Here is a 13,058-nt window from a genome sequence, read left to right as displayed (position 1 = left end):
TGATGCTCATTATTGATATTTGTTAAATAATTAATTGCACTTTATTAATTTATTTTTTGAGCAATCACAAAAAAAGAGTAGTATTTCTCTGGTTTATGGAACTATGTAATTTTTAAAACATGCCGAAAACAGCACTCAAAATATTCTCTTTATCAAAAAATCTTACATAAACATTAGTTCATTTTCCAAAAACTATTCTGAGCCAATAGCTTATTTTGAGCAAATATACTTACCGATGTATTAGTATATTTTTACAGTGTATCTTACATGTATCCCTTACCGCTTATAGTGTTCTGAACAGACACTAGAAAGCAAGACTCTTTGAGATTGTCAGCATGCGTACAATTGTTTGATTAGAAATCTGCTTACCTTTAGGAGACAACTTTTTTACAGTGCTATAGGTTTGTTAGTAAAAGGAACCACACAATATTGTACCATGAAATATATATCATTTTTATTTACAGCCTTTCTTATGGTCGCTTGTGTAAGCAATCAAAAAGCTCAGCGTGAACTTAAGTCATCAAGTTATACCGTAGAACCTGCCGCTTTGTCTGAAACCCTGAAGAGTGAATTAAGAGTCGCTACCTTTGCCGGAGGATGTTTCTGGTGTACGGAAGCTGTGTTTGAGCAAGTGAAAGGGGTAAAAAGTGTGGTTTCAGGTTATGCGGGGGGCGATAAACCAAATCCTACTTACCAGGAAGTAGCGGCCGGACAAACTAATTATGCAGAGAGCATTCAGATCTATTATGACCCTGAAGTCATTACTTACAAAACATTGCTAGAAGTGTTTTTTGCTTCTCATGATCCTACACAGCTAAACAGACAAGGCCCGGATATTGGTAAGCAATACCGTTCAGAGATATTTTATCATAATGCAGAACAGCAAGACATAGCTAAAGCTTATATGGAAACGTTATCCAATTCGGGTAAATATGATGAACCTATCGTCACGAAGCTTAGTGCTTTGGATAAATTTTATGAAGCCGAGGATTACCATCAAAATTACTACGAACATAACCCAGATAACCCCTACATTATCAATGTCGCGAGGCCTAAGGTTGAAAAGTTTAAGAAGAGTTATTCTTCCCTGCTCAAAGAAGGGGTAAGCTAATACTGAAAAATACCTGTCTTTATGTAAGGCAGGGGCTGTCGTTTACTCAATGTCAAGGTTTTTGTTACTTCGTTTCACTGCTTCCCTGATCTTAGCTTCACTGTCAAGCTTTCTGGGAGCAGTACTCATCAGATCTTTTCGTATATACACACTAAGCTCACTTAATTCTTCTAATAGCTCATCTATATCGTCATCATCAATACCGTCTTTCAACGCGAGACGGGCAAAACATCTTGAAAAGCTATTGAAAGCAACCAGTACTTCCTCACTGCCGATAAAAGTTAGTTTTTGATTGAGCAGCCTTATCTCAATCATATCTTCTTCCAGTACATTTTTCTTTGAGATGATATCCTGAAGTTGTTCAATGAGCTCAGTATAAGTCTTCATCTTAAGTTCAAGGAACATTACGTTCTCTTCTTTTCTCAACTCTGCTCCGGTCTGTCTCTTAAGTAAAATGCTGGTAAGCAATACCGTAATTGAAACGCCAATCAAAGCGGCAAAAAGCTCAAATGTAACAGGGTGGTCACTTTGTTCCAGTACAGTTCTGAAAAGCAAGTAAGCGAAGCAAGAAGCAAAACCTATAGCAACAATCAGGGGGACAGTACTCTTTCGCATATCTGCAGGTTTATCAAGAATAAATACTCTGGAAAGTATTTTAATGGGTTAAATAAAAAAATATCAGATCAAAAAATTAGATAAACGTCTATAAACATTCACCTAACTAATTTTATGAACTAATGTTAATAATGATGTTTTTAAAAATTTAAGCCTGTAATTTAACTCCATGTGTTTTGTCCGCCATACTACATAAATGTTTGATCATCCTGCGCAGCTGGCAGTAACACTCTAGATAAACCTACAGTTTGGTATGTTGAGATAGGTGTATTATTCAGTTGCAGGCTATTGCTTAGTTATGGTTGAGCAAACTCATTCATCACAAAATAATTTGCCGGGCAATTATAGATTGCAAAAAAAAAGCAGGCTGAAAAGCCTGCTTCAAATGCGATGATCTATAGTGAATTAGTATCTTTGATTGCTAAATCTGCGACCACCACCGCCATTACCTTCTGTCTTAGGACGAGCTTTGTTGACTTTAATGGATCTACCTTGAACTTCAGCTCCGTCAAGTTCCTCGATAGCAGTGAGTGCGTCGTTTTCATCAGGCATTTCTACAAAACCAAAGCCTCTGGACTGACCAGTTTCGCGGTCACTGATAACTTTAGCAGAAGATACCTCTCCAAACTCTTCAAATAATTCTCTTAGATTTTCGTCTTGAACCTTATAGTTAAGATTCGCTACATAAATGTTCATGATACTGAAATTAATAAATAAGCACTATTAGACAGGAAGTAAAGAGGGTGAATAAAATCTGGTTTGATAATAAACAACACAGCCATAAATCCTGGCTGAAACAAATGTAAGTCTTTTTCTCAGACTTTTGTCAAGTAAGTCAAATATTTTTATGATATTTTTTTGCCCAACAATTACTGTTTAAATGTAGTTAAATCTACTTTATTGAAAAAAAATAGTTAAAAAACGCATTTCACTTTTTTATACTTTTACCTGATTGTATAGCAACAGTATTGCGATATTTTGTGAAATAAATACCGGGTGAATGAGGAGAGTGATACGTCTCGTAAACCTTTATTTAAGACGTAAATATGAGTTTGGGTTTTGTAAACACACTTCCCTACTTTTTCTTGAACCCGCAATACTTACAATTCTTACGATTATTAATGTTGTGCAATCGTTTTCAGTAATTCTGTATCACAAATATCACTTTTCTCATCCCTATCCAGGAAATGAAGCTTAGGCACGAGGCAAGAAATTTAGCTGAGAAGCTGACAATTTGGCGTTTAAGTTGGCGAATAAATAAAAGCGGAGAAGTGTCACTACCTCTTACTTTCTGGGTAGCGACACTTTAATTTTATTCTTCAACAAGCCACATTTTTGTATTGATATCATCAGGACCCTGAGCAGCTACCGCTTCCTGATAGTTTTCACTATTCAGGTTTTGTTCCTGTCCAGGGTAGATAAACCTTATCGGAATGATATCATTGTTTTCATTATTCGGTGTAGGCTCAAGTACAGGAAAACCTGTTCTCCTCCAGTCAAACCAGGCTTCCAAGCCTGTAAAATACATGGCAATCCACTTTTGCTCTCCTATTCTCTGTAATTTATTTTCGGCCTGTGCATAATCTACTTCTTGCTGTGCGTAATAGTCTTCAAAATCACTAATAGTCACTTCATCACCCTCAGGTGAAGTGTAAGGAAAACTTACTCCCCAGTAATTCATACTACTTATCACACCTGCTCTATAAAAAACCTCTGGATCACCCGTAATCCATCCTCTTTCTGCTGCCTCAGCCAGAATAAACTGTGTTTCAGCATTGGTCATGATGATACCGTCGGCTTTATCAGGCGCAGTCTGATGACCAGGGTAATCATAAAACGGATAACCTAACCTTGACTTTTGATCAGGATCGCCACTACCATTGACCAGGCCCGAATATACAGGGTCAATGGAAGCGTTGATAGGTGCATTTTCAGGGCGTGCGTAAATTGCGAGACGTGGATCATTGAGTTCATTAAATACATTTACCACCCTGGCCCCAATATTAACCGCATCAAAATCACCGGTCTTGAGAGGTATTAAAGGAAATTGATTAGGAAAGGCATTCAGGTATTCAAGGGCTGCATTGTCTTCATAGCTTTGCATATGATTCCCTGCGTTTACGATATCCTGCATGTTACGCATTGCCAATTGAGGTTCTTTTTCTGAAATACGAGCCAGCAGGCGCAATCTCAATGAATTTGCCAGCCTGATCCATTTTTCTACATCACCCTCATAAAGAATATCTCCTTCAATCGTTTTTCCGGCTGTATTTAATAAATCATTTGCCCTGGCTAAATTATCCAGCAAGCCTTCTTCTCCAAGATAAATATCTTCCTGTGCATCGTACGCTGGAAAATTGATATCCTGATCAGCAGCTATGGCTTCATAATAAGGAATATCTCCATATGCATCGGTCAATACCGAAAAAATCCAGGATTTCATGATCAGCGCAACCGCCTGATAGTTGTCATGCTCCTGCTCCTCCGCGATTTGTTCTAAAGCAATTACATTGCGTAGGCTCTCATACATTGGAAACCAGGTAATATTGGCAAATGCATTCCAGTTGTAAATATCTACTTCTACCCTTAAGGTTTTGGCGGTAAGTTGCACAATGTTATTGCCTACCAGATAACTCTGATCCACTGAAGCATTAACAGAAGACCTGATAATCTGAGGCAAAATGGCGCTAGGTGCTACTTCTTCCGGTTGATTAGGATTGGAATTCACCTCTTCAAAGCCTTCATCACAGGCGCCAGCTATCACTAACAATCCTATCAAGCATATATATATAAATGATTTCATATTGGTCAATTTTTATTTGAAATATTGATTACAGACGGATACTAATATTGAAGCCGAAACTTCTGGTAGAAGGTAACTGGGTACTCTCAAACCCTTGGATAATCCTTCCATCCCTGATTGAAAATGCTTCGGGATCAATGGTTGGCACATCTGTAAACAGCAGAAGATTACGTCCTACCAGAGATACAGAAGCAGCCTGTAAACCAATGCGGTCAGTAAAGGAAGCAGGTAAGTTATAGGATATGATCACCTCTCTTAACTTTACCCAGGTATTTTCAAAAGTACCTGTGGTAATAATATCCCTGTTAAAAATATTGTTATAGTATCGGTAGATGTAATCCCGGGTAGCCACAGGCTCATCATTAGGTACATATTCAGGATTTTCCTCAGTACCTACATTCATCACTCCCGGACCCACAAAGCTACCTTCGTCAACAAAAGGCCCCCAGACGTAATTTCCATTTTCATCCAATGGAGGGTTTCCTTCTGCATCATACTGTAAAGGCTCATGTTCCACCCTACCTTCCAGTATACTACCGATCTTTTCATCGTCTTCATTGGTAATTGCGCCACCACTCACCAGCATGGTGTGGGTACGGCTAAAGATTTTGCCCCCTACACGTCCGTCAAACAGAAATCCAAAGCTGAAATTTTTGTAGTTGAAAGTATTATAAAGACCGAAAGTAAAATCTGGCTGATAGGTTCCGGCACTAACTTTTTCTGTATTTACCAAAGGGATTCCGTTCTGATGGATTACCTCTCCGGCATAAGGGCCTTCCTGAACTCTTTGCAGGTCAAGTCCTACCAATTGCCCCATAGGCTCTCCTACCCTGGCTTCCAGTGAAAGGTCCTGTCCACCGTCTCCGGGATACATATCTGGCGCGATTTGATAATTGGTAATCCCATCAGCTAAAGAAATTACTTCGCTTCTGTTTCTGGCAAAATTCAAAGAAACATCCCAGTTTAAGCCTGCATTGGTTTCCAGAGGTGTAGCTCTTAACATCAACTCTACTCCTTTATTCTGAATCTCACCGGCATTGAGCAGGCGCGCTGCATAACCAGTAGTTTGGGCCAGGGGTACCTGCAAAATCTGGTCACGGCTGCTGATGTAATAATAGGTAAAATCTATACCTAGCCGATCATCAAAAAACCTGATATCCGTTCCTAATTCAAAAGTAGAGGTAGTCTCGGGCTTAAGATCGGGATTACGAAGCAAAGCACTTTTGTTTGCTACAGGCTGACCACCCCAGATATTTCCAAATTCATACACATTTGCGATATTGTAGGGATCTGTATCACCACCCACCTGCGCATAGCCCGCTCTGATTTTAGCGAATGCGATAGGCGATGAAGGAGAAATATCAAACAAATCAGAAATCACTGCACTCAGAGAAACTGATGGATAGAAGTATGAATTATTATTTATAGGAAGCGTACTGGACCAGTCATTACGAGCGGTCAGATCCAGAAAAATCATATTTTGGTAAGCGATATTGGCCAGGCCAAAAATACTATTGATCTGCTTTTCCTGGTCAAACTGATTGGTAATGATATTTCCACGGGCATTGCCCAGGTTAAATAAGCCGGGGATCGTAAGGCCGGGAGCATAATTACGGGTAGTGGAGCTAATTTGCTTCATCCGGTTTCCACCTACTGATACTTCATATGTAAACAGATTTTCTGATATCTCCCCCCCACTATAAGTAATCAGCAACTCATGGTTGGTCTCGCGAAAGTAAAGTTCATCTTCTCGGTAGCTGCCCTGTTCTTCGGGAGTCCCCCGGGTAGACACCGCGCGACGAAACTGACGGCTTTCATTATTCACATCTCCACTGGTGCGGAAGCGTGCTTTCAGATTGTCTGTGATGTCATAGATAAGATTTACGTTTCCGATAAATCTCCGACGCTGGTAACTATTGGTATTTTCATTGACCAAAAAGTAGGGGTTGTTTGTCCAGAGGGACTCATGGTTGCGTTGCTGTACATCTTCAACCTCCCAGTAGTCTTCTAGTTTTGAGATCGGTAAATTTCTTGGGTACCACAACCAACCGTACATGATAGATGATGATTCATCATAACCGGCATTGGGAACATTTCCGGACTGTCCATCAATGTAAAACATATTTCCACGAACACTTAACTTTTCAGCAATGCGCGTGCCTGCGCTGGTAAAGAAAGTATTTCTGCTAAGATCAGAATTAGGTACTACCCCTTGCTGATCTAAATTGGTATAAGAGAGGCGGAAGTCCGCTTCATCTTTATGGTAGTTTAAAGCAACGTTATTGGTAAATGTGCGCCCGGTACGAAAGAAATTTTTTATGTTATCGGGAGATGGATTGAAAGGTACCGGCTCACCCTCGGATCCAAATTGCCTTACCAGCCTACCATCCATCGGAGGCCCCCAGCTTTCTCCAAACGCATCATAGCTTCCAGTATACTGCGTTCCGTTTACATAGTCACGCTTACCGTAGCCACCACCCCCGTAGGAGTTCTGGTAATCAGGCCAACGGAGCACCGATTGAAATGAAGTGTTGGAATTGATTTCCACCCCAAAGCCTTCAGCATCTTTACCGGTTTTGGTAGTAATCAGCACGACTCCATTGGCAGCTCGTGTACCATAGAGCGCAGCTGCGGTTGGTCCTTTCAATACGCTGATCTCCGCTATATCATCAGGATTAATCAAACTGGCAGCATTACCGAAGTCAATGGTAGTAGAACCATTCAGTCCATCGCCAGGGCTGTTCAGACCATTGGTAATGGGCAAACCGTTGACTACGAAAAGTGGCTGGTTATTACCGGACAGTGAAGACTGTCCACGAATGGTGATGTTGGATGATGCGGTAGGCCCGGAAGAGCTTCCAACAATATTTACTCCCGCAACTTTACCTGCCAAGGCGTTTATAACATTTGTCTCTCTGGCTTGGGTGATCTCTTCTCCACTTACTTTTTGTACCGTATATCCCAGCGATTTGCTTTCTCGCTCTACACCCAGCGCAGTAACTACTACTTCAGATAACTGCTTAGTATCTACTTGCATTTCCAGGTTTATGGTATTACGCTCTCCTACGCGTTCGTTAACAGTCTGATAGCCTATAAAGGAAAAAACCAATACATCATCCGGAGAGGATACCTGCACTCTATAATCCCCATTTACATCAGTTACGGTACCCTGGGAAGTACCTTGTATGACAACAGAAACTCCTATTAATGCTTCTCCGCTACTGGCATCCTTGACGCTACCTTTTACTGTTTTGTCTTGTGCCATGGCCGAATGACTGGCAACACCAAAGCACGTAATAAAGAGCAATGATGCTATTAATGAATGGACATGATGAAAGTGGATGAACCACAGTCGGGTAAATGTACTTCTCATATCAGGAATGTTTAGTTAGAAATAGATTCTGAAAGGGACAGCTACGAGCGCCAAAAAAACTTTCAGATTTTTAAAAATAAGGGCAGCAAAACAAAACGGAAAGACCACATTATACTTGAAGGGTAAGCAAGTATCAGGAATAAGTGTTCCGGAAAAATTACTTGTGCTACGACCTCAACCCTTTAACAGAGCAAATACAAAGATGTTTGTAAGAACAACCCTACGGACTAAAAAAAAAAGCTGATTCAGACTAACGGTCAAAGTATTGCAATGAATTTTCGTAAAAATTATTTACTAAAAATTCATAAAATAGCTTATTAGTATAAAATTAACTCACAGCATATTATTATTCACGATTATAATATATACACAATTTTTACTTTTATCTGATGATATAGCTGATACCTGAATTCAATTTTATTGTGATTTTTATATAGAAAAGGGTGTCAACTGAACTGGGACACCCTTTTTCTTCAGAATATGATTGCTGTTTAGGGTTTAGTCATGGAGAATGGAAAATCATCGGGCTCAGTACCTCTCCCTTCAGCAGGCTGTGTACTCATCTCCAGCTTAAGCGTAACGCCTTCCAATATTTTATCATGTTCAAGATAATTGCGCGTATAAGTCTGTCCATTCAGGCTGGCCTCCTCAATGTATGGGGTTTCCTTGTCGTTACCTTCAGCATCAATTATGAAAGTCTCTCCATTGGGCAGGTGCAATGTCACTCGCTCAAATACCGGACTACCCAGCACATACTGCTGAGTACCGGGAGTAACCGGATAGAATCCCATCGCAGAAAAAACGTACCAGGCAGATGTCTGACCATTATCTTCATCACCACAGTAACCATCCGGATAAGGTGTATATAGTTTGTTCATCACATTACGCACATGGTACTGCGTCTTCCACGGCTGTCCTGCATAATTATAGAGGTAAACCATATGCTGTATAGGCTGGTTGCCATGTGCATACTGCCCCATATTTACAATCTGCATTTCACGGATTTCGTGAATCGGAAAGCCATAATAAGAATCATCAAATATGGGTGGAAGCGTAAAAACTGAATCCAGCTTGTTCACAAAAGCATCGTGCCCGCCCATCAATTGGCTTAAGCCTTCAATATCCTGAAAGACCGACCAGCTGTAATGCCAACTGTTACCTTCGGTAAAAGCATCCCCCCATTTGAAAGGATTGAAAGGCTGCTGGAATGTGCCATCTTCGTTTTTTCCCCGCATCAAGCCGGTTTCTTCATCAAAAAGCTTATGATAGTTTTGTGCCCGCTTTTCATATAGCGCTACCTCCTTTTGGGGTTTACCCAAAGCTTTGGCCAGTTCAGCGATATTGAAGTCAGCGAAGGCATACTCAAGTGACCTTGCAGCGTTTTCATTAATACCTACATCGTAGGGAACATAGCCTAACTCATTATAATAATCAGCGCCATAGCGACCTACTGAATGGATAGGGCCCACACTTTTGGTATTTTTGATCATGGCTTCATAAAGTGTTTCAATATCGTAACCACGAATTCCTTTCAGGTAGGAGTCAGCGATATTCACTGCCGAGTTGGAGCCAATCATGCTTCCTCTGTGTCCGGGACTAGCCCACTCTGGTAGCCAACCGCTCTCCTTATATGTATTGACCAGCCCCTGCATCACATTACTATTGAATTCAGGATACATTAATGTAAAGAAAGGAAACACGGCACGGAAAGTATCCCAGAAGCCATTATCGGTAAACATATAGCCGGGCAATACTTCTCCATTATAGGGACTGTAGTGCACCATTTCATCCTGCGCGTTGAACTCATAAAACTTACGGGGGAAAAGCAAAATCCGATATAGGCAGGAGTAAAAGGTAGCTTTCTGCTCAGTAGTACCACCCTCTACTTCTATTCTACTCAACTCCTTGTTCCAACTTTCTTCTGCCCGGCTCAAAATGGTATCAAAATCGGCGCCTCCTACTTCGCGTTTAAGGTTCAGCGCAGCCTGTTCAGGGCTGATGAAGGATGATGCTACTTTCACCGTCACCACTTCACCTTTGGTAGTAGGAAAGCCTACAAATCCACCGCTATGATTACCTTCCGCAGCAGTACTATTTTCCTGCATCACACTATCTTCCCAGGTGTGAGTAAGTGTAAAGTCTTTGCTAAATTCAGCCACAAAGTAGTTGTGGAAGTTGTCGGGTACCCCTCCTGAATTATTTCTGCAGTAGCCCACTATCTTTCTTCCAGCTTTGTCAATACTGACTTTTGAGCCTTTGTTAAAAGCATCCAGTAGTATGTAAGAGCTATCACTTTCAGGAAACGTAAAACGAAATACAGCTGCTCTTTCGGTGGGTGTCACTTCTACCATTACGTCATAATCAGCCAGATAAACCTTATAGTAATGAGGTTTGGCTATTTCAGCTTTGTGTGAAAACCAGCTTCCTCTCTCTTCTTCGTCAAAAACCGGCTGACCGGTCATGGCCATCAGTGCAAATGCTGCATAATCATTGATCCACGGGCTGGGTTGATGGGTTTGTTTAATCCCTCTGATTTTATAATCATCATATTTATATCCCCAGCCATCACCCATGTCGCTGGTTTGTGGCGTCCAGAAGTTCATACCCCAGGGCAGCGCTACTGCCGGGTAGGTATTTCCATTAGAGAGCGTAAACTCAGAATCGGTACCCATAAGGGTATTTACATAATCAAGGGGCTGCTTTTTCTGCTGTGCCACTGCCACATTCACCTGCCATAGCATGAGCAGCAATAGTAACGCAAACTTCGTGAAGTTCAGAATATATTTCATGAGTGTGTAATAAATGTATTTGAAGATAAAGCCTCGCTCATTTGAGCGCTAAATTGAACTTTATTATCCATAAGAGCAACGTATGCAGTAGCGCCAATTGTCCCATGCACTAACTGTTTTATTTCTGATGGTAAACCTGTAACTTGAGTTATACTACGGTTTAGTTCTATGCTGCAATCCAAACAATACAGGGCAATGAACTGTAAACTCAATACCTCCAGAATTAGCCTCATTCCCTTTGAAAGGCAGGAATACGAGTTGTTTCATGATTTGAACTCCCAAAGTTTTATCCGAAAATATCTCTGGGATGATGAAATCATTACTCTTGATTCTGTACATCAGATTCTGGAGCAAAATGAAAAACACTTCCAGCACGATCACTTTGGCATTTGGAAAATAAACCTTCCGGGCACGGATGAAACTATTGGTTTCACCGGACTATGGTACTTTTTTGGTGAAGCACAACCACAACTGATTTATGCTTTAAAAGAATCTCAAACCGCTAAAGGTTATGCTACTGAAGCGGCGCAGGCGATCATTACTTATGCTTTTGAAAAACTTTCATTCACCTATCTGATTGCTGCGATGGACCAGCCCCACATGGCTTCTCAAAAGCTGGCGGAACGACTGGGAATGAAATTCATTGAACTACGTATGGAAAATGATAAGCCCACTGTTTTTTACAGAATTGATAAATATCCAAATACTGGTGTAAACAAAATACCGTCACCCTGATCAGGATGACGGTATCTACCATAAAGTGGTATGTGCTTATTCAGTGTATCCTTCGTTTTGTTGTAGTTGAGGATTCCTTTGGAGTTCTCGCTGAGGGATAGGCAGCAACAGATGCTTCTCCTCAAAAGTCTGCCCCCAGGTATTTTCGTGCCCAACCAATGGTGCGAATACAATTTCACCATTTGCATCTTCAGAAGTCTCAGGATAAGTTCTGGTTCTGGTCATGTCAAACCACAGTTTGAAGTCAAAAACCAGTTCACGGTAACGCTCTTCCCACACTTCTTCTACAAATTCATCTACCGAAAGACCGGTTAATGCATCCCTAATCTCACTGATGTCCTGCTTCCAGTAAGCTCTGTCTCTCACCTGAGCCAGGTAGTCAACCGCTTCTGCGGTTACCCCCTCAGAACGGGCAATAGATTCAGCCGCAGTCAGCAGCACCTCAGAATAGCTTAACGCTCTCGCATCTTTACCGGAAGTAGCGGTTTGGAAAAGCGCATCATCATCATGCCAGATATAGGGAGTAGGAGGAAATGTAGAAGTGGAACCATCACTGTGCGTAAAGGTGGTATGGAAATACTGCTTGTTTTGTGCGCGTAGATCATTCTCCTGATCGTATCCCCACATAAATTCATCTACAGGCTGGTAAGCCCCGTTCGTAATTGCATACTCCACATCACTGGCGTAAGCGACAGGGTAAGACCATTGAGGATAAGTAGAAGTTTCAATGCCTACCAGATACTCTACCAGGTAGATATATTCTTCAGCCAAAGCCTCCTCCCGTCTGATCTTATTGTAGGCGGAGTTTTCAAAATCAATCTCTCCCCCTTCCATATCATTTTGTACCAATGTGTAAGTACCACTATTGATGACCATACGAGCCATGTCAGCAGCATCAGCATAATGGTCTTCCTGCAAAGGATACCCACTCATGGTCAGGTATACTTCTGAAAGCAAGGTCGCGGCAGCTCCCTGCGTTACTCTAAAAGCATTGTTGACCATAGCTGCATCTGATAGTCCTCCTTCATTAATCGCATACTCTAAATCGCTAACGATCAGATTATATACATCAGCAACTGAGCTGCTAGCTACATAGATGTCTTCAATAGCTTCGTAAGGCTCTTCTATTAAAGGGACCTCCCCATAAAAACGCACCAGATAGAAATAGGCAAAAGCACGGAAGAAACGAGCTTCTGCCATCAGGCGGTTGGCGTCAGCATCTGCTAAGCCCGGTGTTTCAGGGATATACCTGATCGCATTATTTGCTCTGGCAATAGCCAGATAAAGGTCAGACCAGATGCCATTGGAAAAGCCGTCAATGTTGGTACCATTCAATGTGAGTTGCTGAGCAAACTGTATATATGGTTCCTGACCTTTGTACTCATTATCAAAGAAACCGGATAAATAGGGTCCGTACATTCCTCTTTTACCGGAATAAACGCCACCATCGGAATACATCTGAGGCGCACCTACACGGTATAATGCATTCACCGCATTTTCAGCATGTGCGGGTTCAGTAAAAAACTGGTTTAAGCTTATTTCATCTCTGGGTGCTTCCTCCAGAAAGTCGTCGCAGGAGTAGAAAAGCGTCCCCGCGACCATGAGCATGAATACTTTAGATATATATTTCAT

At 41.4% G+C, this 13,058-nt stretch carries 8 protein-coding genes; 2 read left to right on the top strand and 6 right to left on the bottom strand.

All coding sequences use genetic code 11. The annotated features are described in order from the left end of the window. Positions 1-436 precede the first annotated feature (436 nt). Positions 437-1,111 (top strand): peptide-methionine (S)-S-oxide reductase MsrA, encoded by a 675-nt coding sequence (msrA, locus tag OKW21_RS09105; RefSeq protein ID WP_277479106.1) that lies wholly within the window; start codon positions 437-439, stop codon positions 1,109-1,111. A gap of 42 nt (positions 1,112-1,153) precedes the next feature. Here msrA and OKW21_RS09100 read toward each other — a convergent pair whose 3' ends face one another. The 5 genes from OKW21_RS09100 to OKW21_RS09080 form a co-directional block, all read right to left on the bottom strand. Next, a complete protein-coding gene (locus tag OKW21_RS09100; protein WP_277479105.1) occupies positions 1,154-1,726 on the bottom strand; it encodes a hypothetical protein in 573 nt (190 codons plus the stop codon). A gap of 405 nt (positions 1,727-2,131) precedes the next feature. Then, on the bottom strand, positions 2,132-2,422 hold the full coding sequence (locus tag OKW21_RS09095) for an RNA recognition motif domain-containing protein (RefSeq protein WP_277479104.1): 291 nt from the start codon (positions 2,420-2,422) through the stop codon (positions 2,132-2,134). A gap of 616 nt (positions 2,423-3,038) precedes the next feature. Then, on the bottom strand, positions 3,039-4,529 hold the full coding sequence (locus tag OKW21_RS09090; protein ID WP_277479103.1) for a SusD/RagB family nutrient-binding outer membrane lipoprotein: 1,491 nt from the start codon (positions 4,527-4,529) through the stop codon (positions 3,039-3,041). Positions 4,530-4,557: 28 nt separating this feature from the next. After that, positions 4,558-7,902, bottom strand: a complete 3,345-nt coding sequence (locus OKW21_RS09085; RefSeq protein ID WP_277479102.1) for a SusC/RagA family TonB-linked outer membrane protein — start codon at positions 7,900-7,902, stop codon at positions 4,558-4,560. 491 nt (positions 7,903-8,393) lie between these two features. Further along, positions 8,394-10,691 (bottom strand): GH92 family glycosyl hydrolase, encoded by a 2,298-nt coding sequence (locus tag OKW21_RS09080; RefSeq protein ID WP_277479101.1) that lies wholly within the window; start codon positions 10,689-10,691, stop codon positions 8,394-8,396. A 195-nt stretch (positions 10,692-10,886) separates the two neighbouring features. Between OKW21_RS09080 and OKW21_RS09075 the strand changes: the two genes are divergently transcribed. Continuing rightward, positions 10,887-11,426: a GNAT family N-acetyltransferase gene (locus tag OKW21_RS09075; protein ID WP_277479100.1), complete on the top strand. Its 540-nt coding sequence runs from the start codon at positions 10,887-10,889 to the stop codon at positions 11,424-11,426. 36 nt (positions 11,427-11,462) lie between these two features. Here the strand turns inward: OKW21_RS09075 and OKW21_RS09070 are convergent, their stop codons facing one another. After that, complete coding sequence (locus tag OKW21_RS09070) at positions 11,463-13,058, bottom strand: RagB/SusD family nutrient uptake outer membrane protein (RefSeq protein ID WP_277479099.1); 1,596 nt, start codon at positions 13,056-13,058, stop codon at positions 11,463-11,465.

The sequence above is a fragment of the Catalinimonas alkaloidigena genome (assembly GCF_029504655.1).
Taxonomy (GTDB): Bacteria; Bacteroidota; Bacteroidia; order Cytophagales; family Cyclobacteriaceae; genus Catalinimonas; species Catalinimonas alkaloidigena.
This window is presented reverse-complemented; position numbering and strand designations above follow the sequence as displayed.

Coding starts and splice junctions, on each gene's coding strand:
- msrA (WP_277479106.1), top strand. CDS start 437: ATGAAATATATATCATTTTTATTTACAGCCTTTCTTATGGTCGCTTGT.
- OKW21_RS09100 (WP_277479105.1), bottom strand. CDS start 1,726: ATGCGAAAGAGTACTGTCCCCCTGATTGTTGCTATAGGTTTTGCTTCT.
- OKW21_RS09095 (WP_277479104.1), bottom strand. CDS start 2,422: ATGAACATTTATGTAGCGAATCTTAACTATAAGGTTCAAGACGAAAAT.
- OKW21_RS09090 (WP_277479103.1), bottom strand. CDS start 4,529: ATGAAATCATTTATATATATATGCTTGATAGGATTGTTAGTGATAGCT.
- OKW21_RS09085 (WP_277479102.1), bottom strand. CDS start 7,902: ATGAGAAGTACATTTACCCGACTGTGGTTCATCCACTTTCATCATGTC.
- OKW21_RS09080 (WP_277479101.1), bottom strand. CDS start 10,691: ATGAAATATATTCTGAACTTCACGAAGTTTGCGTTACTATTGCTGCTC.
- OKW21_RS09075 (WP_277479100.1), top strand. CDS start 10,887: ATGAACTGTAAACTCAATACCTCCAGAATTAGCCTCATTCCCTTTGAA.
- OKW21_RS09070 (WP_277479099.1), bottom strand. CDS start 13,058: ATGAAATATATATCTAAAGTATTCATGCTCATGGTCGCGGGGACGCTT.